Origin of the sequence: Streptomyces sp. NPDC001530 (assembly GCF_042894545.1) — a bacterium.
Lineage (GTDB): Bacteria > Actinomycetota > Actinomycetes > Streptomycetales > Streptomycetaceae > Streptomyces.
Window position 1 is genome coordinate 335,613 of the sequence record NZ_JBIAVS010000002.1, and the last position, 20,137, is coordinate 355,749.

The following is a 20,137-nucleotide window of genomic DNA, read 5'->3' on the forward strand; positions in this document are numbered from 1 at the left end:
TCCTCAGCCCGTCCGGCGTTTGAGGACGAGCGCGTTAGCGCGATACGGGGGGTCTGAGGGGCGGAGCCCCCCAGGTACGGGACGGGTAGGGGCGGAGGGGGCGAGAATCCGCGTGTCCGCCAGCAGCCAGGTCAGTACCTTCGGCAGGGCCCGCAACGCGGCAAAGTGCGCGGCGGTCGGTTCAAGGACAGCCGTGGCCCGCGGAATCCGGGCAGCAAGCCAGGACGAGTGCGACGCAGGCGAGAAGACGTCCTTCACCCCGTGCCACAACAACACCGGCACCTGAATCTCCGCCGGATCGAACCCCCACTGCCCCGTAAGCGCCAGCGCGTCGTCAATCCACCCGTACGGCGAAGTCCGCAACGCCTCCCGGTAGTTGCGAAGAAGCATCGACCGAATCGTGTTGTCCGACACGATCTGCCGATCGTCATCGGTGAGATCCTGCCGCAGCTCCTCCAGCAACCGCACAGGATCCCGCCGAATCGCGGCGGACCGCGGAATCAGCCGCGCCACAAACCGCTCGGGATCGGTGAACGCGGTCCGGAACTCGTTCACATTCGACGGCGCCATCCCCGCGAACCAGTCGAGCCCCTCCGCGTTCCGCGGCGCGAGCCCCACCAGCGCCGCGGCCCGAGTCACCCGCTCCGGCATCAGCGCGGCGCACGCGAGCGCGTGCGGCGCCCCTCCGGACCGCCCGGCGACCGCGAACCGATCGATCCCCAGGGCGTCGGCGACAACGGCCACGTCCTGCACGACATCGACGACGCGTCGCCCCGGCATACGGTCGGAACCCCCGTACCCCGGACGGTCGTAGCTGATGAGCCGGGTGCCCCGCTGGTACAGGAACATGGACCGCGGCCGGGGTCCCACCCGGCTGCCGGGCATCCCGTGCAGCAGGAACACCGCTCGCCCCCGCGGATCCCCCGAGACCTCGACGCGCAGCAGCCGCCCGTCCGCCGTCCGTACATGGTCACGCACAGCGCTCCCCCTCCCCCGGTCTCCCCCGGCCCGGTGGACCGGGACAAACGCTGCCCGATCCCTGCCCACCCGCCCGCACGACGAAACGAATCCGCAGGTCAACCAGGCTTCATATCAAGCCACTTGACGCCACCACCCGGCCTCCGTAGCGTCGCACCTCGTACGCACACGTGACCACGATTCACATCCAAGGACAACGAGCGCGACGACGAGAACGGCGGGGTGGCCATGAGCGGGCGACGTGTGGTGGTCTCCGGCGGCGGAACCGGAATCGGCCTGGCGACGGCGGAAGCGTTCGCCGCGGACGGGGACCGTGTGGTGCTCCTCGGCCGCCGCGAGGACGTCCTGCGCAAGGCGGCCGACGGACTGAACGAGCGGTACGGGGACGGAACCGCCTCCTGGTACGCGGCGGACCTGGCCGACCCCGAACAGGTCGGTGCCGCAGGTGAGTTCATCACCAGGGACGACACCCCCGTCGACGTCCTGGTCGCCAACGCGGGCGGAAACGTGGCCCCTTCGCACGACGGCACGCTCGCCTCCGTCGCCGACAGCTACCGCCGCAACTTCGACGCCAACGTCCTGACCGCGGTCCTGCTCACCGAGGCCCTGCTCCCGCACGTCCGGCGCCCCGGCGGCCGTATCGTGCAGCTCTCCTCGATCGCCTCGCTGCGCGGCCCCGGCTCGTACGGTGGCTCCAAGGGCTGGATCAACACCTACACGTACGACCTCGCCCAGCGCGTCGGCTCCGAGGGCATCACCGTGAACGCGGTCGCCCCCGGCTTCGTCGGCGACACGGAGTTCTTCGGCGACCGCGCGACCCCGGAGTTCGTCGCGTCCCGGGTGGCCCAGTCCCTCACGGGCCAGCCGGGCCATCCCTCGGAGATCGCCGCCGCGATCCACTACGTGGCCTCACCCGAGGCGGCGTACATGACGGGCCAGCTCCTCCACATCAACGGCGGCGCGGCGCTGGGGCGTTAGCCTCCGCCGACGGGCGGGGCATCACGGTCACCTCCGGAATGGTGCCGCCGCAGCGCGGCACGGCGTCGACGACGCGGAGGAACTCCTCCGGCTCCAGCAGGGTCACCGCGCACCGGTGACGGAGTCGGCGGCCGCTCACATCCAGACGTCGGGCCCCGGGTCGCCGCCGGTCGCCACGGTCGCGAGCCGCTCCACGTAGTGCGTCCAGCCCTCCTCGTGCGCGGCGCACGCCTCCGGGGAGGGCAGGCCGCGGTGGACCAGGCGGAGCAGGGTGCCGTCGGCGACCGGTTCGAGGGTGATCTCGACCGTGGTCGAGCCGGGCGGCACCGGCATCGCGCCCTCGGCCCAGCCCCAGGTGAACACCAGCCGCTTGGGCGGGTCGACCTCGACGAAGCGGCCCTCGGCGACGTTCTCGCCGTTGACGTTCGTGCGATACGTGCCGCCGGGCTCAAAGCTGAACTCGCCGTCCTGGCCCATCCAGGACAGCCACTTGTCCCGGTCGGTGAAGAAGGAGAACACCGTCTCGGGCCGGGCGGCGATGCGCCGCTCCACGGTGACCACACTTGTCGCGTTCAAGGGCTCGCCCCTTCAGTCCCCACGCCGTTCGGTCTCTTCGGCGCGCTCGGCCGCTTCGGCCGCTTCGGCCAGTTCGGCAAGCGTGTCGAGCTTCGTGGCCCACATGGACTGCAGATAGTCGGCCAGAGGTCCCATGGCTTCGCGGTCGGCCCGGTAGAAGCGTTTCTTGCCTTCCTGGCGCAGCGTAACCAGGCCGGAGTCCCTGAGCACCTTGAGGTGCTGGGACACCGCCCCGAAGGTGACGTCGAACCGCTCCGCGATCTCGCCCGCGGACAGCTCCGCGTCCCAGACCAGGCGGAGGATCTCGCGCCGCCTGGGCTCGGCGACCACCCGTACCGCATCCATGGACGTCATTTTAGCCTCCACTTGATTTCCGGCCGATTCGGGACGAATCCTGAGTGGAGCGACTGATCGCCCGGGGGGAAGGTGTCCAGCGGGACAGGACAGGAGAGGTCGGGACAGGAGAAGTCGGGACAGGAGAGGTCGGGAAACGAACATGACGATCGACGAGACGGCGGAGCGCGTGATCCGGCTTTCCCCGGAGCGCGTGGCCGCGTACGCCATGGACTGGCGCAATGATCCCGAGTGGACGCAGGGCATCCGTACGGCGGAGCTGACGAAGGAGGCGGACGGAGGCGGCTTCGGCGTCGGCGCCGAGGTCACCCGCACCGCGCAGTTCCTCGGCAAGCGCATCGACTACGTGCTGCGCGTCGCCGCGTACGACCCCCCGGAGCTGCTGGACATGGTGTCCGTGGCGGGCCCGATGCCCATGCACGTCACATACACCTTCGCCCCGCACCCCCGGGGCACCCTCGCCCGCATCCGCGTCCGGGGCGACGCCGACCGCTTCTACCGGCTGGCCGCGCCCCTCATGGCGCGCAAGGTCCGCTCCTCCATCGGCAAGGACCTGAACGACCTGGAGGACAGGCTGCTGGAGCCCTGAAGGCGGCCTCACCGCGTCGGGCATCATCTGTCACTGTGGGCGCGAAAGTCCCGAGGAATCGGGGCCCGGCCCCGCCCCCTGGAGGCAGGTTCACAGCCCGTGCCGGTCGTTCACAGCCCGTGCCGGTCGTTCACAGCCCGTGCCGGTCAAGGATGGTCATCAGCTTGCGCCTGCGCTTCAGCTCCGCCCGCAGGGCGGCCAGATACGCGGTGAACTCGTCCTCGCTACCCAGTGCCCGGTGGCAGGCGCGGGCATCGAGCAGCAGCCGCGCCATCCGCTCGTAGACCCGCTCCCCGGTCGGCTCCTTCAGGGGCTCGACCAGCCTCAGGTACACCGCGAGCGCGTCGGCGGGGCGCGCCTCACGTGAGAGGTCGGCGAGCTGCTGCCACTGCCGGTCGTCGGCGCGTTCGGCCGCCTCGCTCCAGGCGGCGTCCAGGTCGCCGTCGTCGAGCAGCGCGTCGATCAGCACGGGCCCGCGGTACCAGCCGCCGCGCTCCCGGCGGGCATCCTCGCGCAGGGCGGCCAGTGCCGCCCCCCGCTCAGCCTCCCAGCAGTCCGCGGCCCGGGCGGCGGCGCGCAGCTGCTGGTAGGCCGCGAGGGAGCGCTCGACCTGGAACCGGTCCCGGTGGACCGCGACCGCCTCGGCCATCCGGCCCGCCCGCCCATACCGGTCGCACACGTAGTCGACCAGGCGGCCGTCGACGTGCGCCTCGGAGGCTGTGTCCCGGAGTCCGCGTTCCGCCCACGCGAGCGCCTCGTCCACACGGCCCGCAGCATCCAGTTCCTCGGCGATGCACAGATGCGTGGCACCGGACGGGGCCAGGTCCCCCGCGTACAGGGCGACCAGTGCGTCCACGTCACCCTCCGCCTTGACCAGGCGCTCCATCAGGTACCGCTCCGCCCAGCCGCGCGGGCTGCGCCGCCGCGCCTCGGTCGCCAGGTGCCGCAGGCGGGCCAGTCCGCTCGGCCCCAGGGCGTCGGCGTAGTCGAGCGGATCGAGGTCCGTTGCGTCATTCCCGTCGCCGAGCAGGTGGCCGGCCAGCCATTCGGCCAGCCGCTCCGGATCGGGATGCGCGACACCGCACGCCTCCAGATGAGCCTCGGCCACCGCGGCGACGGCCTGCCCGACCACGCCGTCCGAGTCGTCGATCTCCCCGTACGCCTCGCCGAGCGCCCGAATCGCCTCCTCGGCCAGGCCTACCGCCCGCGCCGCCTGCCCGCCGGAGGTCAGGGCGCGCAGCGCGTCCGCCGCCTCCCCGACCTGCCGCGCGTACCCGGGGGCGTCGGCATACTCGACGTACCCGTAGCGGGCGAACGGCCGCGGATCGACCAGCGCCAGGACCCGCTCCCGGACCGTGCCCAGGTCCGAGTGCGCAGCCGCCGCCCGCAGCTCCAGCCGCCGGCGCAGCTCCCGGTCCCCGGCGATCTGTTCCCGTACCAGCGCGACGAGCTCCTCGCGGGACAGCCCCTCCAGCCACTCCGCCAGGCCCACGGCCCTGGCCCTGGCCGCAGCCCGCTGGCGCGGGATCGCCTCCGCCTGCCGCAGCACGGTCAGCCCCACCGCCACGCAGTGCTTGCAGAAGTTGCCCTCCTGCCCGTACGGGCAGTCGCACCACCCGGAGATCCCGGTGCTCCCACCAAGGGTGAGCTCCACCTCGTAGACGTCGGTGCCGTGCACGACGGCGGTGATTGAACCGTCCCCCACCTCCAGACCGGTCACCGCGTCCAGATACCCCAGCCCCCGCTCGAAGGAACGAGCCCCGGCCAACGCCCTCAGATCGTCCTCACCGAATCCCAGAGTCCGTGCCACACCGGTATTCAACCGCTCCCGCAGAGTGGCGTGCACGGCCCGTCAATCTCCGCCTGCGTCTCCGGCGATGGCAGCGCCCACGCCCGGCACCGACGCGGCCACACAGGTGCCTCGACCTCGCCAGAAACACGGGCGTGCCACTGGGTAGCAACCAGCCAGACACGACCTGACGCACCAGCAGGCACGGCCAGGACTCACTGCGGACTCACAAGCTCCAAGGCAGGCTCTTCCGCAGCTCAGACGGCGCGATCAAGCGACAGAGAGCCCGCCTGACATACCGTCACACAGCGGCGGACTCGTTCCAGCCCATACGCCCCTCACGCCCGCACGCTCTCCACACCCAGCCGACACCTTTTAGCTGAACGATCAGACAAAGCGCAGGTCAGCGTCCACACAGCCCCTGCGAACCTGACGCATCATCGGCTCCAGGAGGGAACGTTTCCGCAGGTCGGAACGGTTCTTATACCTGCCCTCGGTGGGGCGGGTGGGACTCGAACCCACGGCCGACGGATTATGAGTCCTTTGAGGATCTTGGCGGCCCTTGCCGATCAGCGTCCATTGATGACGTTTTTACTGGTCAGGCGGGGTGCACTGTGCCTATACCCCTCTACCTTTGTCAGTCTGTTCCCATCCTTGCGTCCCAACTGCGTCCCGACACCGTTCCGGAGAGCCAGGGACACCGGGATGTCTGGCGATTACGCCAGCTCGGAGCGTTCCTTCCGCGGCAGCGCGGCCGCGCTCGCCCAGCTTGGTGAATATATAGAGGATCAAGTACCTTGATATACACACTCGGAGGAGGGCACCATGAGTCGCACTGTCATCGATCTCGACGACGAGGCGTTGGAAGAAGCAGCCAAGGAACTCGGCACCACCACCAAGCGCGACACCATCAACACCGCCCTACGGGAAGTCACGGCCCGCTACCGGCGGCTGCGCGCGCTCGACGAAGCCCGCGACCTGGCGGCCTCCGGCGCCCTGGACATGGACCTGCTCCTGGACAAACGCAAATACCGCCCCACGAACGCGGCGGACGACGAGCGCGCCACCGGAGCGGACGAGTGACCGTCGCCGACTACCTCATCGACACCTCCGCCCTCGCCCGCGTCCTGCTCCGCCAGAACACGGCCGAATGGGACGACAGAATCGGCGCCGGCCTCGTCGCGATCTGCGACCTCACCGAACTGGAAGTCCTGTACTCGGCTCGTTCGGCCGCGGACCACACCCGCTTGAAGGCGGCACTCGACGCCCACTACACCTGGTGCCCCATGCCGGACGGCGTCTACCGCCGCTCGCGCATCGTCCAGGAACAACTGACCGCCAAAGGGGAGCACCGCAGCGCGGGTCCCGTCGATCTCCTCGTGGCCGCCGCCGCAGAAGAGGCCGGTCTCACGCTGCTCCACTTCGACCACGACTTCGAAACCATCGCCCGCACGACAGGGCAGCCGGTCCGCATGATCGACCTCAGGCAGTAGCACTCCACAGAAGCACGGACGGAGACCGAGCCTCTCACCGGGATGACGGCGCTGCCCGCGTCATCACGCCGGTCTCTGCCGCACCGCGACCTCGTCGCGTCCGCCCCCGCCCTGACCAACGCGCTGGACCGTGTCCGGTACGGGCCGTTTCCCGGACGCTCAGGCTGAGCCGCCGCGGCAGCCGATGATCCAGACGTTGCGGAGCACTCCGGTGGCCCACCGCCACACCGGGCCACCTGCCGCCCCACCGAAGCTGCGTGTCGTGGTTGTCCAGGGTGCGCTGTTCCTGGGTGAAGCGCGCCCCCCTTCGCCCCCACGACAAGGCAGTGCGGAGCCCTAGCCTCGGCATATGGACACAGACAAGGACCCCGCCGCCGAGAACGCGCTGGGAGGTTTCCTCCGCGCACGGCGTGCCCGACTGCGCCCCGAAGACATGGGAATTCCTCCCTCCGGTCGTCGCAGGGTGCCCGGTCTGCGCCGTGAGGAGGTCGCCACGCTCGCCGGGGTGAGCACCGACTACTACATGCGCCTGGAACAGGGCCGCGAACGGCACCCGTCGCGGCAGATACTCGAGGCCGTCGCGCGAGCCCTGCAACTGGACGACGAAGCGGTGGCCCACCTGTATCGCGTCGCCGACCCGACCACCCGCCGTACGCGCCGCGCGCCGCGCGTCGAACGCGTCGCCCCGCACCTGCGGCGACTCCTCGACACGTGGAGCGACACGCCCGCCTTCGTCCTGGGCCCCGCATTGGACATCCTGGCCCGCAACCGGCTCGCAAGCGCCCTCTACGCCGGCTTCACCCACTCCGACAACCTGCTGCGCATGACGTTCCTGGACCCGGCCGCGCGGCACTTCCACCGCGACTGGGACCGGGCCGCCGAATCGACCGTGGCCACACTGCGGCGGGCGGCCGGTATCGACCCCGAGGACCCGCGGCTGAGCCAGCTCGTAGGCGAACTGTCCGTGAAAAGCGCCGACTTCCGCGTCCTGTGGGCGCGCCACGACGTGCGCGGCAAGACCCGCGAGGCCAAGCTCTTCCACCACGCCCAGGTCGGCGACCTGGAACTGCACTACGAGTCCTTCACCGTGAACAGTGCCCCCACCCAGCAGCTCGTCGTCTACCAAGCCGAACCGGGCAGCACCTCCGCCGACGCCCTCGCCCTGCTCGGCTCGCTCAGTGCCGGCCCCGTGCCCGCACAGGACACGGCGACGGGCGCCGTCTCCGACTGATGCACGCTCACGGCGGTGAGAGGCCCAGCCCGGCCCCGCGGTTCCTGGGTGTGCCAGGGCTGGGCCCACAATCACGCCGCGCACCTCGGACCGGCCCCTGCGGCCTGAATCCTGTAAAACAGCCGACCCCGCGGGTGCGGCATGACCGGACGCCTGGACGTCCCGCCCACACGACGGCCGGAATCCCCTCCACTAGGTTGGGGTCATGAGCGACAGCACTCCTTTGGGAGACTTCCTCAGAGCACGGCGCGAAGCCCTCAAGCCGCAGGACGTGGGCCTGCCGGAGCACGGCCGCAGGCGGGTGCCGGGGCTGCGCCGCGAGGAGGTCGCCATGCTCGCGGGCGTGAGCTCCGACTACTACATGCGCCTGGAACAGGGCCGGGAGACCAGCCCGTCGCCCCAGGTGATCGACGCGATCGCTGCCGCCCTCCACCTCGACGACGAGGCACACGACCACCTGCGCAGACTCATCCGGGCGCCCCAGGAGCGCCGCAGCGTTCCCGCCGGTCACGACAGGATCAGCCCCCAGCTTCTGCAGCTGATCGACAGCCGGCCCGACACCCCCGCCTTCATCCTGGGACCGGCCCTGGACATCCTGGCGCACAACGCGCTCGCCGCGGCCCTGCACAGCGGATTCCAGCAGTTCGACAACCTGGCCCGCATGATCTTCCTGGACCCGGCCGGGCGTACCTTCTACCAGGACTGGGACAAGGCCGCGAACTCGTGCGTGGCCGAACTGCGCGCCGCCTACGGATACGACCCCGATTCCCCGCGGATCACCGAAGTCGTCGACACGCTCTGCGCGAAGAGCCCCGAATTCGCCGAACTGTGGGCACGGCACGAGGTGAGGGGCAAGACGCAGCAGGCGAAGAACCTCGCACACCCCGAGGTCGGCGCTCTGGAGATCCAGTTCTCGGCCTTCACCGTCAACGGTGCCCCGCACCAGCAACTGGTCGTCTACCAGGCCGAGCCGGCCAGTGCCACCGCGGCTGCCTTCGCCGAACTCCGGTCCCGCTCCGACCGAGGGGAATCCGCACAGGTGGTGCAGGAAGAATCCGGCCGGGCTCTCAGCGACACCTGGCTTCCTATGTGACGCGCGTACGAAACGGGCCCACGGCCACCAAGGAGAATCGGCCCCGCTAGGCGCCCCTCTGGCGGTTCGATCTTGCACGAGAGGGTCCGCCAGCAAGCTGACGGACCCTTCTTGGCCGTTCTGAGCGGGAATCTCCGTTTTGTGGGCAGGCTGACGGCGGGGCACAGGGCACATCGCATCGAGCCATGGCCAGTACCTGGAACGAACAGCCCCGACAAGAACTCCGCGTGACCTGTCGTCAGCCGCGCGACAGGACGCCTCACTGCCGGGCGCGCTCGTCGCCCTCGTGGTAGAGCACCAGATGCTCGTGGAAGAGAATACCGTCGCGGATGTCGCCGGTGGCGGTAAAGCCGATGTCGTCGACGTAGTCGATGTGGTTACCGGTGACGGTGTAGCGGCCGGTATAGGCGCTCTGACGGTTTCCGCGGGCCTCGTCGTAGCGGCCGTTCGGCAGCAGTTCCTGGCGAATGAATCCGTCCGCGGTCACCCACATCCCGACGTACGGGTGAGGGTCGCGGGGCGTGACGTTGCTGGTCATGGCTCCATGGTTGGGCCGGCGGCCGATGGCAACCAGGCCGCCGTCTCCCCAGGTGCGGGCTTCCTGGGGGCAGTGCACCCACGATCGCGAACGGAACGGCGCGGCGACATCAAGGTGCCGGCACAGGCGAGTCTCCCGGATGCGGCCAACCCGGAACGTGTGATGGTCGTGACCACATCCCTCCCGCTGGTGGCTGAGACATCACCACCGCTGGATGCCGGCTCCAACTCGTCATTCTCCGCACTGGCAGCCCGTCCGAGGCCGTCCCCCGGGTCCCCGTTGAGAGCAGCGGGGCCGACCATGGGTGCCGCGCGCCTGGGGATACGGCGGCCTGGTTCCGATTCCGCAGCGCGACGAACCTGATGGTCACGCAGCTGCTGTAGCTGCCGAGCGGCTGCCGCCTACCTGCACCGACGCCCGCTTCGCACATCGGGCAGACCGATGAGCCGAACTTCCTGAGGAGCACCATGACCATCACCCACACCGTGAGCTGGAACCCGAAGGCCCTCGACGAGATTGTTTCGAACGACGGTGGCCGTCCCGTCCTGTTCACCAACGCCCGGATCGTGACGATGGATCCGCTGATCGGGACCATGACCGGTGCCGACCTCCTGTTCGTCGGCTCTCTGCTCGTGGGCGTGGGCCCGGGCATCATCACCGCGGCGGGCGACGACAACGCCATCGTCGTCGACTGCACGGGCACGACCATCGTCCCCGCCGTCGTCGACACCGTGGCACTGGCCGGCGGCCGTGGCCACCGCTCCGAGTACGTCGCGACGCTGACCCCGGGCAACATCACCGACTTCCTGGTGGTGCCCGACGAACTCGCCGCCGACGTGCCGAGCGCGATGGCCACCCTCATGACCCGGCCGGAGCAGGTCCGCGCACTGGTCGCGGCCGGCCGCCCCGTCCTGTGGGCCGGCACCGATGCCCCCGGCCGGGCCACCGCCCCCGAGACGGGCATCCCGGCCGCCGCGGACCTGACCGGCAGCCCCCGGGTCGGCGTCTGGATCGACAGGAACGACTTCCTGCACCAGGAGCTCACCGCCGACGGCCGCTACGACGAGACCCGGGGCGGGCGCCCGCACGCCTACGAGGGCCGGTACTGGATCGACGGCGACCGCATCGACTACCTGGACGACCTCGGCTTCTGGGCCTACGGGGAGTTCAAGGGCGACGAACTGCACCACGCGGGCTACGTCATGAAGCTGGGCTGACCCGCCGGTCGGCAGACGCCGTGTGGCAGACACAGCGACCCGCCCCCCGATGCAGCACACGGACGACCGGCGCCAGGACCGCGCCCGTACACGTCCTGATCCTGGGTGCGCGACACCTGGGGAAACGGCGACCTGGTTGCCGTGGCCGGGGCGACCGAGGCTGGAAGCCGAGCAGCACCGGCGCCCCGGAAGCGGCCCACCTCTCCAACGTACGGAAAGAAGACCATTCATGAACGTCAACGACACCACCAGCGCCGCCGTCCTCGAACAGCTCCGGCGCCGCCCCGCAGAGGAACGGCGCATCCTGTTCACTGGCGCGACCATCGTCACCATGGACCCCGGCCTCGGTGTCATCGACCGCGGTGACCTCCTCGTCGAGGGCGACACCATCACCGCCGTCGGCCGTGACCTCGCCGCGGGCGACGCCGTGGTCGTCGAAGCCACCGGCACCATCCTCAGCCCCGGCTTCGTCGACACCCACCGGCACGCCTGGGAGGCTCAGCTGCGCCGGATCATGCCCGACGTCGACGACCTCGGCGGCTACGTCATGTCCACCCTGGCCGGCTACGCCACGGTCTACCGGCCCGAGGACATGTACATCGGTACGAGACTGGCCGCCCTCACCGCGATCGACAGCGGCATCACGACCATGCTCGACTTCTCCCACAACTCCCGCACCCGCGAGCACTCCGACGCCGCCATCGAGGCCCTCCGCGACACCGGCATCCGCGGCGTGCACGCCTCCATGGGCCCGCACTTCGGCGACTGGGACCGGCAGTGGCCCGGCGACCTGACCCGCATCAAGGACCAGTACTTCAGCAGCGACGACCAGTTGCTGACCCTGCGCCTGGCGACGCTCGCCACCGACGAGATCGCCGGACCGGCACTCGCCTACGGTCCCGAACTCGCCCGCGTCGCCCAGGACTTGGGCATCGGAGTAAGCGTGGACGCCGTCTTCGGCACGTCCTCCTCCGAGGCCGTCCTGCGCTGGGCCAAGGACGGCATCCTCAGCCCCGACGTCACCCTCATCCACGCCACCGGACTGACCCCCGAGGCATGGAAGGCGATGGGGGAGACCGGCACCACCGTGGCGCTCGCCCCCACCTCCGACGCCCAGATCGGCCTGGAGACCGCGATCCCCGCCGTCGACGAGGCCCTGTCCGTCGGCATCCGCCCCGGACTGAGCATCGACGTCGAAGTCGCCCTGGCCAGCGACATGTTCACGCAGATGCGGGCCCTGCACGCCATCCAGCGGATGCGCGCCGTCAACGCCGCCTACGGCACCGACCAGCAGCCCCAGCGCATCACCACCCACGACGTCCTGGACTTCGCCACCCTCCAGGGCGCCCGCACCAACGGCCTGGCCGCCGTCACCGGCTCACTCACCCCGGGCAAGAAGGCCGACCTGCTGGTCATCCAGGCCGAGGACCTCAACAACATGCCGCTCAACGACCCGATCGGCACCGTCGTACTGGGCTCCGACGCCCGCAACATCAGCGCCGTCCTCGTCAACGGCGAGCCCCGCAAATGGAACGGCCACGTCCTCGACGTCGACCTGGCCGCCCTGCGCAGCGAGGTCCACGCCTCGCGCGAGCACGTGCTGAACACCCCGACTGCCTGAACATGCTGCGCGCCGCTGCCGTCTGCCGAGTACGTGGCGATCGAGGCCACACGGGCTGCCGTGGACTTACGCGGAGAGGCCGACGACGCGCTGCTGCCCTTCCTTGCCGAGGAGCCGTTCAGGCGCTCGGCCACATGCTCCGCGAGAACGGCGACCCGAGTTCCGTCAGCTACCGAAGGGCGAAACCTGGTGGCCTGTGAGGTCGTCGCGCAAGCACAGGAAGCGGGCGGGTGGCGGTACTGACCCTGGACGACTGCTCATCGGCAAGGAACTCCGCAACCAGGTCGGGCCGTACGGGGGCGTCAGGCCTCCCGCCTGGAACAGGCGAACACCGAGCTGTTGGCGCGGCTGGAGGAGAGGGACGCGGAGCTGGAGGCTGCCCGGGCGGCCAACCGCGAGCCGACCCGGGCCCGAACCAGAAGAAAGCCGCGCACCGCTAGGGGCTGGCCGGCCCGGTCGTCCAGCTTCCAGTCGACGTAGCCCTTGGCTGCGGAAGGCGCGCTCCGGCGGAGCGCCTCCCGCTTCGACCGCCACCCCAAGGAGACCGATGCGACCGCGGCCGATCTTGCGCAGCCCGAGCGACAGCAAATACTTGGCTAGCCACATGTTTGCTGTTACGTTGATTATGTGTCCAGCCACCTAAATGGGTGGCGACATGAGAGGAGCCATCATGAAAGCCATCCTGTTCGACCGTTTCGGCGACACTGAAGTGCTGCACGAGGCGGACATCGATGTCCCGCAGCCCGGCCCCGGGCAGATCCGCGTCCGCGTCAAGGCGGCCGGGCTGAACGCGCTGGACGGCAAGATCCGCTCTGGGGCACTGGAGGCCGTGTTCCCCACGCCACTCCCCTCCGTCCCCGGTCACGAGCTCGCCGGCGTGGTGGACGCCCTCGGCGAGGGCGTGCAGGACGTGCAGGTCGGCGATGAGGTGCTGGGCTGGTCGGACACCGGCTCGTACGCCCAGTACGCGCTGGCCACCACCGTGGCCCCCAAGCCCGCCGGCCTCGACTGGCAGCACGCGGTCGCGCTGCCGGTGGCCGCCGAGACGGCCGAGCGGGTCCTGGACCTGCTCGGCGTCACCGCCGGGGAGACCGTGCTGATGCACGGCGCGGCCGGAGCGGTCGGCACCCTGGCGGTCCAGCTCGCCACGGCCCGCGGAGCACGCGTCATCGCCACCGCCGGCCCCGCCAACCAGGACTACCTCACCTCGCTCGGCGCCACCGCGACCCTCTACGGCGAGGGCCTGGTCGAACGGGTCCGGACGCTCGCCCCCGACGGCGTGGACGCGGTGTTCGACCTGGCTGGCAAGGGAGCCCTCGAGGACTCCATCACCCTGCGCGGCGGCACCGAGCGCATCGTCACCATCGCCGACTTCCGCGCGCACCAGCTCGGCATCACCTTCTCCAGCGGTGGCCAGGAACGCTCGGCCGCCCGCCTGGCCGCGCTGGCGCAGGACGCCGCGACCGGCAAGCTCGTCACCACCGTCACCGCCTACCCGCTCGACCAGGCCGCCACGGCCCAGCAGATCAGCGACGCCGGGCATGTCCGGGGCAAGCTCGTCCTCACCCTCGACTGATCACGCCCGCCATTCCCTCTTGTTCCGATCATCACCTGGCCATCACCGCACCGAAGGACCACTCATGCTGAACGCCCTCTGGACGCCGACCACCGTCGGTGACATCTCCCTCCCGCACCGCCTGGTCATGGCCCCCATGACCCGTGACCGCTCCACACCTGAAGGCGTACCGACCGAGCTGAACGCCGAGTACTACGCCCAGAGGGCCTCGCACGCGCTCATCATCACCGAGGGAACCCAGCCCTCCACCGACGGACAGGGCTACCTCCTCACCCCCGGCATCCACAATGACGATCAGATCTCCGGGTGGCGCAAGGTCACCGACGCCGTGCACGCGGCCGACGGCCGGATCGTCATCCAGCTGATGCACACCGGACGCATCGCCCACCCCGACAACACCCCCCACGGGCGCCAGCCGGTCGCCCCTTCGGCGATCCGGCCGCAGGGCGCGATGTTCACCGCGTCCGGGCCCCAGGACATGCCCACGCCCCGTGCTCTGTCGACGCAGGAGGTCGCAGCGACCGTCGAGGACTTCCGCCGCGCCGCAGCGGCCGCCGTCGCGGCAGGCGCCGACGGCGTGGAGATCCACGCCGCCAACGGCTACCTGGTGCACCAGTTCCTGTCCGACAACACCAACCAGCGCACCGACCGCTACGGCGGTTCCCTCGACAACCGCATCCGCTTCGCCGTCGAGGTCGCCGCTGCCGTGGCCGACGAGATCGGCGCCGACCGCACCGGCCTGCGCATCTCCCCCGGCAACCCCTACAACGACATCGCCGAGTCCGACACCGCCGAGCTGTATCCGGCGCTCCTGCGCGCCCTCAGCCCGCTCGGCCTCGCCTACCTCCACATCCTCCATGCGGGCGACGAGGAGCTGCTGGGCACCCTGCGCGCGCTGTGGCCGACCACGCTGATCCTCAACCGAGCCGGCACCGACCTGCCCACCCGCGCCAAGGACGTCGACAACGGCACGGCCGACCTTGTCTCCGTCGGCTCCCTCGCGCTCGCCAACCCGGACCTGGTCGAGCGGCTACGCTCTGACGCGCCGCTGAACACCCCCGACCCGGCGACCTTCTACGGCGGCGGAGTGGCCGGCTACACCGACTACCCCACCCACACCGTCTGAGGAACCCAACCATGCCCGCCCCCGCACCCCGCACCCCCACTACGGCCAGCGAGGGGCCGATGAGCTACGCGATCTTCCAGCTCGCCCGCGCTCACCGCGCCCGCGCCGCCGCCATGCTCCGCGAGATGGACCTGCATCCCGGACAGGAACTGCTGCTGATGCACCTCCTTGACCGGGACGGCCAGACCCAGTCCGAGCTGCTCGAAAGCGTCGGCCTGGACCACTCCACCGTCTCCAAGTCCCTACGCCGCATGCAGGACGCCGGCCTGCTCATCCGCGAGTCGGCCGAACACGACCGGCGTGTCATGGTCGTCCACCTCACCGACAAGGGCCGTGCCATGCGCGAGCCCCTGGCAGCCATGTGGCGGGCCCTGGAGGAGACCTCCGCGCGGGACCTGTCGGCGCAGCAGGCAGAGTCCTTCGTCCGTATCGCCTACGCCATCACCGACGCGATCAACAGCCGTGACGTTGCGGCGGGAGAGTCCGAGTAACTCCCCTTGGCCTGCACCCCGGTTCCGGCCTGGGGGGCGAATCGTTTCCGGCGTTCCCGCGAAGGCGACAGTGCCGCAGCGCACTCGGCCCATGAAGGCCCATGCTGAACGGAGCCAGGCTCCCCGACTGTCGGAAGAAGACCCGGCGAGCCGAGCCGGCGGATGCGGCGGAACCCGCCCGTTCACTCCCGTACCTCGGGGAGAACCGGGGTGAACGGGCCTCAGTGTGAGGGGCAAGCGCGAGCTGTCCCGGTGGAGGCAGGACGGAACTCATTCGGGGCCAGGGCGACACCCGCGGGGCCTGCGAGCCCTTCCCCGTCGCGGTCCGGCCCGCATGAAGGTTGGCCGCATCACCCGCGTCCGGGCCGCCTTCGACCCCCGCGAGCTCCTGCAGGCCGCCGGTGACCCGCGCCGCGGATCCGCCCACCACAGGCCAGCCCCCTGAGCGACCCGGGCCGACGGCGCCCGCCTCCCGCGACCACCATTACCCCGCCCACCCAATTCCCCCCACCACCACTGACCTGATGGAAAGTGAGGCCCCCATGACCACCACCCTCCCCGTCCTCGTCGTCGGCGCGACCGGTTCCCTCGGCGGCAAGGTCGTCGACGAACTGCTGGGGCGCGGTAAGAACGTCCGCGCCCTGGTCCGGCCGACCACCGACGCGAGCAGGCTCGAAAACCGGGGTGTCGAGATCGCCCGCGGCGACATGCTCGACCTCGACTCGCTCGTCGCCGCCATGAACGGCGCCGATGCCGTCATCACCACCGCTGCCGGCTACACCCGCGGCGGCAAGAACGCGCACGACATCGACACCGTCGGCAACGCCAACCTCGCTGAGGCCGCCCACCGCACCGGCATCCGGCGGTTCGTCCTGACCAGCATCCTCACCAGCGACCAGACGCCCCAGGTCCCGCACTTCTGGCACAAGAAGCTCGCCGAGGACAAGCTCGAACAGCTCGGCGTCCCGTTCGTCGCACTGCGGCCGGGGGCGTTCCTCGACCAGATCGCGAGCATGGCGGGCGACCCGATCGACAAGGGCCGCCTGATGTGGATCGGCAAGACCACCGTCCCGCTGACCTTCGTCCACACCTCCGATCTCGCGGCGTACCTGGCGGCCGCCGTCGACGCCGAGGCCGACAACGGTGAGCGCATCGACATCGGCTGGGACCGTCCGGTCAGCATGCGCGGGATGGCCGACCTGATGGGCAACCGGGCCGGAAAGGAGATCAAGGTACGGGCCGTCCCCTCCGTCGTCGCCCGCGCCGCAGGAGCCATCGCCGGACGCTTCATGCCCCTGGTCAAGGACATGGCCGCGATGTTCAGCTGGTTCGACAGCGGCCGCTACGTCGCCGACCCCCGCCGCCAGGAGCAGCTGTTCGGCCCCGCCCCCACCGCCGAGGACGCCCTCGCCCGGTACACCGACGAGCTGGGCACGGCGCAGCACCGGTGACGGGCGCAGGCTGCGCCTGCGCCTGAGCGGCCCGCAAAGCAGCCGCTGCCCGGCTGGCCCGGTCACCGCGGGGTCCATACGAGAGAGGGTCGAGTAACCCATCGGGGCCGTGTCCTCTCCGGGCCGTTTCCTTGACCCTCGGCCATCGCCGGGACACTTCCTCAGCAGCGACACGCTCTCCACAGCACAGACCGCAGCCGACGTCGCCCTACCCGCGTCCGCGCACCCGCCGCGCCGGTATCAGCACTGCCTCCGCCGCCGGCCCGGTACTCAACTGTCCGCCCTCTGGATGGCTGCCCCAGCCGCGCAACCATCAAATGGGACAACGAATCGACCCCGAGACACCGTCGGCCTGGACACGTCTGCGCCGTCCCGGCCCCTGTACGGCCCCTGGGTCTTGGCATCGGCCCTCAAGGTAGTCGCCCGGACCGCGAGCGACACCCTCGATCATCTACTCAGCCGCAGGTCAGGGGGTGGAGCTCCCCCGAGCACCGCCCGACTCCAAACCCACGAGCAGCGGATTCAGTCCGCTCAGGCAAAGTTGACGCTCCGGCACCCAAAAATGAACGTTTCCGCAGGTCAGCGACCTGCACAGGTGGGGCGGGTGGGACTCGAACCCACGGCCGACGGATTATGAGTCCGCTGCTCTAACCGGCTGAGCTACCGCCCCATACGGCGTGTCGCGCACATTTGTGCGCGCCGTCTGCCGCAGCATAGCCGCTCATACGATCTCCTGCTTCGCATGGTCGGCATCGCACGACCATGAGGACTTCGGCGCGGCCCGAGCGGTTCCCCCGGACATGAAAAAGGACCCCTGAGGGGCCCTCTTCCGCTGCTCTCCCGACTGGACTCGAACCAGTAACCTGCCGGTTAACAGCCGGCTGCTCTGCCAATTGAGCTACAGGAGATCGAGCTCCCCCGACTGGACTCGAACCAGTAACCTGCCGGTTAACAGCCGGCTGCTCTGCCAATTGAGCTACGGAGGATTGCCTCGTTGCATCGAACGTACCTACCTGGGTATTCGCCAGGGGGCGTGCGCTCGCTGCGACACATACATTAGCGCAAGCAGGGGGGTGCTCCGCCAATCGGTTCCCTCCGCACCGATGCCGACGCAAGGGAAGGGTGGCCGTCATGCGCTACCGGCTCACATTCGTCGCCGGACTGGTCCTGGGTTACGTGCTCGGCACGCGCGCCGGGCGCGAGCGCTACGAGCAGCTGAAGAAGTCCGCGCGCCAGGTGGCGCAGAACCCCGCGGTGCGCAACACCGCGGAGACCGCCGCCCAGCAGGGCCGCGAGTTCGCGGGCAAGGCGTACCACGCGGTGAGCGAGAAGGTGGGCGACCACGTCCCCGACTCGGTGACCGAGCGGGTCCGCTCCCTGCGCGAGCGCAACACCAACGGCACCGGCGAGGACGACTGGGGCACCAGCAACACCTAGGGCCCGCCCGAGCCTCCCTGGGCCGGCGCGGCGCAGCCACCTCTCGCCGTACGGCAGAATTTCCGCCATGGGGATAGTCGCCGGGTTGGACAGTTCGCCCGATTTCACTCGTATCGTCGTATGCGACACGGACACGGGTGCCGTGCTCAGGCAGGGGTATGCGCCGCATCCGGTGGAGGCCACCGAGGGCGGCGGGCGTCCTTCCGACGTCGATCCACAGGCCTGGCTGCTGTCCCTGGGCGAGGCCGCCGGCGGCGGGCTGCTCGAAGGCGTGCAGGCCATCGGCGTCTCCGCGCAGCAGAACGCCCTGGTCCCGCTGGATGTGCAGGGGAACACGGTGCGGCCGGCGCTCGTCGGCGGTGACAAGCGGGCGCAGGTCGCCGCGGCCGATCTCGTGGACGCGCTCGGCGGGCGCGAGGCGTGGGCGCAGGCCGTGGGCTGTGTGCCGCAGGCCGCGCAGCCGGTGACCAAGCTGCGCTGGCTGAACAAGACCGAGCCGGAGGCCGCGCTGCGGACCACCATGCTCATGCAGGCGCACGACTGGCTGGTCTGGCAGCTGCTCGGGCGGCCGGCGCGCAGGACCACCGACCGGGGCGGGGCCTCCGGGACCGGGTACTGGTCGGCGGCGACCGGCGCCTACCGGCCGGATCTCGTCGAGCTGGCGCTCGGCCACCAAGCCGCGCTGCCGGACGTGCTCGGCCCGTCCGACGCGGCTGGTACGACGCCGGAGGGGCTGCTGATCTCCGCCGGGACGGGCGAGACGATGGCGGCGGCCTTCGGGCTGGGGATCGGGCTCGGGGACGCGGTGGTGTCGCTGGGCGCCTCCGGGTCCGTGATGGCCGTACACCCCGAGGCGCTGGTGGACTCCACCGGCATGATCACCTCCCTCGCGGACGCGACCGGTATGCATCTGCCGGTCGTCACCACGCTCAATGCCGTACGGACGCTGCGCGGCGCCGCCGAACTCCTCGGCGTGCCCGACCTGGAGGGCCTGTCCGACCTGGCGATGAAGTCGACGCCGGGCGCCCACGGACTCGTCCTGCTGCCGTATCTGGAGGGCGAGCGGACGCCGAGTCTGCCGCACACGGCGGGGACGCTGGCCGGGCTGCGGCGGGAGTCGATGCGGCCCGAGCATCTGGCGCGGGCTGCCTTCGAGGGGATGCTGTGCGGGCTCGCGGACGCGCTGGACGTGCTGCGCGGGCGGGGTGTCGACGTACGGCGGATCTTCCTCCTTGGACCGGCCGCCGAACTGCCCGCTGTGCAGGCTGTCGCGCCCGCGCTGTTCGGCGTGCAGGTCGTCGTACCGCAGCCCGCGGACTACGCGGCGCTCGGCGCGGCCCGGCAGGCGGCCTGGGCTCTCGGGGTCTCGCAGGGCACGCTCGACCCGCGGCTGCCTCCCGTCTGGCAGGGTGCGGTCGCCCAAGTGCTGGAGCCGGGTGAGGAACTCGCCGTGGGGCAGGCCGTACGACAGCAGTACGTATCCGTACGCGAACAGACGCATCCGGGGGCGTTCCGGGCATGACGCTTCCCACCGGCGTACGTCTCAAGTCTGAGGTCGTGTCCACTCTTGGCCCGCAGTTGGGTTAATCAGTTGAGGTA

Annotated in this window: 19 protein-coding genes and 3 tRNA genes; 14 read left to right on the plus strand and 8 right to left on the minus strand. The window is 70.4% G+C overall.

Annotated elements, in window-relative coordinates:
• Positions 1-3: 3 nt before the first annotated feature.
• On the minus strand, positions 4-978 hold the full coding sequence (locus ACFY0T_RS04385) for an alpha/beta fold hydrolase (protein ID WP_388864489.1): 975 nt from the start codon (positions 976-978) through the stop codon (positions 4-6).
• A gap of 228 nt (positions 979-1,206) precedes the next feature.
• Here ACFY0T_RS04385 and ACFY0T_RS04390 point away from each other — a divergent pair, with 228 nt between their 5' ends.
• Positions 1,207-1,956, plus strand: coding sequence for an SDR family NAD(P)-dependent oxidoreductase (locus ACFY0T_RS04390; protein WP_388864490.1), 750 nt, complete (start codon positions 1,207-1,209; stop codon positions 1,954-1,956).
• A gap of 135 nt (positions 1,957-2,091) precedes the next feature.
• Here ACFY0T_RS04390 and ACFY0T_RS04395 read toward each other — a convergent pair whose 3' ends face one another.
• Entirely contained in the window at positions 2,092-2,532 is a 441-nt protein-coding gene (locus ACFY0T_RS04395; protein ID WP_388864491.1) for an SRPBCC domain-containing protein, read from the minus strand.
• A 12-nt stretch (positions 2,533-2,544) separates the two neighbouring features.
• Positions 2,545-2,886 (minus strand): ArsR/SmtB family transcription factor, encoded by a 342-nt coding sequence (locus ACFY0T_RS04400; protein ID WP_388864492.1) that lies wholly within the window; start codon positions 2,884-2,886, stop codon positions 2,545-2,547.
• 142 nt (positions 2,887-3,028) lie between these two features.
• On the opposite strand from ACFY0T_RS04400, the gene ACFY0T_RS04405 reads away from it, so the two are divergent.
• A complete protein-coding gene (locus ACFY0T_RS04405; protein ID WP_388864493.1) occupies positions 3,029-3,475 on the plus strand; it encodes an SRPBCC family protein in 447 nt (148 codons plus the stop codon).
• Positions 3,476-3,605: 130 nt separating this feature from the next.
• Here the strand turns inward: ACFY0T_RS04405 and ACFY0T_RS04410 are convergent, their stop codons facing one another.
• Positions 3,606-5,285, minus strand: coding sequence for an SWIM zinc finger domain-containing protein (locus ACFY0T_RS04410; protein ID WP_388864494.1), 1,680 nt, complete (start codon positions 5,283-5,285; stop codon positions 3,606-3,608).
• A gap of 804 nt (positions 5,286-6,089) precedes the next feature.
• Here ACFY0T_RS04410 and ACFY0T_RS04415 point away from each other — a divergent pair.
• The 4 genes from ACFY0T_RS04415 (at position 6,090) to ACFY0T_RS04430 (ending at position 9,081) form a co-directional block, all read left to right on the plus strand.
• Positions 6,090-6,347, plus strand: a complete 258-nt coding sequence (locus ACFY0T_RS04415) for a type II toxin-antitoxin system VapB family antitoxin (RefSeq protein ID WP_388864495.1) — start codon at positions 6,090-6,092, stop codon at positions 6,345-6,347.
• Positions 6,344-6,757, plus strand: a complete 414-nt coding sequence (locus tag ACFY0T_RS04420; RefSeq protein WP_388864496.1) for a PIN domain nuclease — start codon at positions 6,344-6,346, stop codon at positions 6,755-6,757. The genes ACFY0T_RS04415 and ACFY0T_RS04420 overlap by 4 nt, the downstream gene beginning before the upstream one ends.
• A 349-nt stretch (positions 6,758-7,106) precedes the next feature.
• Positions 7,107-7,988, plus strand: coding sequence for a helix-turn-helix transcriptional regulator (locus ACFY0T_RS04425; RefSeq protein ID WP_388864497.1), 882 nt, complete (start codon positions 7,107-7,109; stop codon positions 7,986-7,988).
• Between the two features lie 205 nt (positions 7,989-8,193).
• Complete coding sequence (locus tag ACFY0T_RS04430) at positions 8,194-9,081, plus strand: helix-turn-helix transcriptional regulator (protein WP_388864498.1); 888 nt, start codon at positions 8,194-8,196, stop codon at positions 9,079-9,081.
• A gap of 259 nt (positions 9,082-9,340) precedes the next feature.
• Here the strand turns inward: ACFY0T_RS04430 and ACFY0T_RS04435 are convergent, their stop codons facing one another.
• A complete protein-coding gene (locus ACFY0T_RS04435) occupies positions 9,341-9,619 on the minus strand; it encodes an Atu4866 domain-containing protein (RefSeq protein ID WP_388864499.1) in 279 nt (92 codons plus the stop codon).
• A 467-nt stretch (positions 9,620-10,086) separates the two neighbouring features.
• On the opposite strand from ACFY0T_RS04435, the gene ACFY0T_RS04440 reads away from it, so the two are divergent.
• The 6 genes from ACFY0T_RS04440 (at position 10,087) to ACFY0T_RS04465 (ending at position 17,101) form a co-directional block, all read left to right on the plus strand.
• Complete coding sequence (locus ACFY0T_RS04440) at positions 10,087-10,836, plus strand: Atu4866 domain-containing protein (RefSeq protein WP_388864500.1); 750 nt, start codon at positions 10,087-10,089, stop codon at positions 10,834-10,836.
• 229 nt (positions 10,837-11,065) lie between these two features.
• On the plus strand, positions 11,066-12,457 hold the full coding sequence (locus tag ACFY0T_RS04445; protein ID WP_388864501.1) for an amidohydrolase family protein: 1,392 nt from the start codon (positions 11,066-11,068) through the stop codon (positions 12,455-12,457).
• A 670-nt stretch (positions 12,458-13,127) separates the two neighbouring features.
• The gene (locus tag ACFY0T_RS04450) at positions 13,128-14,033 is read left to right on the plus strand and encodes an NADP-dependent oxidoreductase (protein ID WP_388864502.1); all 906 of its coding nucleotides are present in this window, start codon (positions 13,128-13,130) and stop codon (positions 14,031-14,033) included.
• A 64-nt stretch (positions 14,034-14,097) separates the two neighbouring features.
• A complete protein-coding gene (locus ACFY0T_RS04455) occupies positions 14,098-15,159 on the plus strand; it encodes an alkene reductase (RefSeq protein ID WP_388864503.1) in 1,062 nt (353 codons plus the stop codon).
• A gap of 11 nt (positions 15,160-15,170) precedes the next feature.
• Positions 15,171-15,650: a MarR family winged helix-turn-helix transcriptional regulator gene (locus ACFY0T_RS04460; RefSeq protein WP_388864504.1), complete on the plus strand. Its 480-nt coding sequence runs from the start codon at positions 15,171-15,173 to the stop codon at positions 15,648-15,650.
• A gap of 542 nt (positions 15,651-16,192) precedes the next feature.
• On the plus strand, positions 16,193-17,101 hold the full coding sequence (locus tag ACFY0T_RS04465) for an SDR family oxidoreductase (RefSeq protein ID WP_388864505.1): 909 nt from the start codon (positions 16,193-16,195) through the stop codon (positions 17,099-17,101).
• A 596-nt stretch (positions 17,102-17,697) separates the two neighbouring features.
• On the opposite strand, the gene ACFY0T_RS04470 is transcribed toward ACFY0T_RS04465, so the two are convergent.
• From ACFY0T_RS04470 to ACFY0T_RS04480, 3 genes are all read right to left on the minus strand, one after another.
• A tRNA-Ile gene (locus ACFY0T_RS04470) sits at positions 17,698-17,771 on the minus strand.
• 165 nt (positions 17,772-17,936) lie between these two features.
• A tRNA-Asn gene (locus ACFY0T_RS04475) sits at positions 17,937-18,009 on the minus strand.
• A gap of 5 nt (positions 18,010-18,014) precedes the next feature.
• Positions 18,015-18,087 (minus strand) — tRNA-Asn (locus ACFY0T_RS04480).
• Between the two features lie 145 nt (positions 18,088-18,232).
• Between ACFY0T_RS04480 and ACFY0T_RS04485 the strand changes: the two genes are divergently transcribed.
• Positions 18,233-18,538: a YtxH domain-containing protein gene (locus ACFY0T_RS04485; RefSeq protein ID WP_388864506.1), complete on the plus strand. Its 306-nt coding sequence runs from the start codon at positions 18,233-18,235 to the stop codon at positions 18,536-18,538.
• Between the two features lie 67 nt (positions 18,539-18,605).
• Positions 18,606-20,060, plus strand: a complete 1,455-nt coding sequence (locus ACFY0T_RS04490; RefSeq protein WP_388864507.1) for an FGGY family carbohydrate kinase — start codon at positions 18,606-18,608, stop codon at positions 20,058-20,060.
• The last annotated feature ends 77 nt before the right edge of the window (positions 20,061-20,137 follow it).

Coding starts and splice junctions, on each gene's coding strand:
- ACFY0T_RS04445 (WP_388864501.1), top strand. CDS start 11,066: ATGAACGTCAACGACACCACCAGCGCCGCCGTCCTCGAACAGCTCCGG.
- ACFY0T_RS04400 (WP_388864492.1), bottom strand. CDS start 2,886: ATGACGTCCATGGATGCGGTACGGGTGGTCGCCGAGCCCAGGCGGCGC.
- ACFY0T_RS04405 (WP_388864493.1), top strand. CDS start 3,029: ATGACGATCGACGAGACGGCGGAGCGCGTGATCCGGCTTTCCCCGGAG.
- ACFY0T_RS04460 (WP_388864504.1), top strand. CDS start 15,171: ATGCCCGCCCCCGCACCCCGCACCCCCACTACGGCCAGCGAGGGGCCG.
- ACFY0T_RS04450 (WP_388864502.1), top strand. CDS start 13,128: ATGAAAGCCATCCTGTTCGACCGTTTCGGCGACACTGAAGTGCTGCAC.
- ACFY0T_RS04465 (WP_388864505.1), top strand. CDS start 16,193: ATGACCACCACCCTCCCCGTCCTCGTCGTCGGCGCGACCGGTTCCCTC.
- ACFY0T_RS04490 (WP_388864507.1), top strand. CDS start 18,606: ATGGGGATAGTCGCCGGGTTGGACAGTTCGCCCGATTTCACTCGTATC.
- ACFY0T_RS04390 (WP_388864490.1), top strand. CDS start 1,207: ATGAGCGGGCGACGTGTGGTGGTCTCCGGCGGCGGAACCGGAATCGGC.
- ACFY0T_RS04425 (WP_388864497.1), top strand. CDS start 7,107: ATGGACACAGACAAGGACCCCGCCGCCGAGAACGCGCTGGGAGGTTTC.
- ACFY0T_RS04415 (WP_388864495.1), top strand. CDS start 6,090: ATGAGTCGCACTGTCATCGATCTCGACGACGAGGCGTTGGAAGAAGCA.
- ACFY0T_RS04430 (WP_388864498.1), top strand. CDS start 8,194: ATGAGCGACAGCACTCCTTTGGGAGACTTCCTCAGAGCACGGCGCGAA.
- ACFY0T_RS04435 (WP_388864499.1), bottom strand. CDS start 9,619: ATGACCAGCAACGTCACGCCCCGCGACCCTCACCCGTACGTCGGGATG.
- ACFY0T_RS04440 (WP_388864500.1), top strand. CDS start 10,087: ATGACCATCACCCACACCGTGAGCTGGAACCCGAAGGCCCTCGACGAG.
- ACFY0T_RS04485 (WP_388864506.1), top strand. CDS start 18,233: ATGCGCTACCGGCTCACATTCGTCGCCGGACTGGTCCTGGGTTACGTG.
- ACFY0T_RS04455 (WP_388864503.1), top strand. CDS start 14,098: ATGCTGAACGCCCTCTGGACGCCGACCACCGTCGGTGACATCTCCCTC.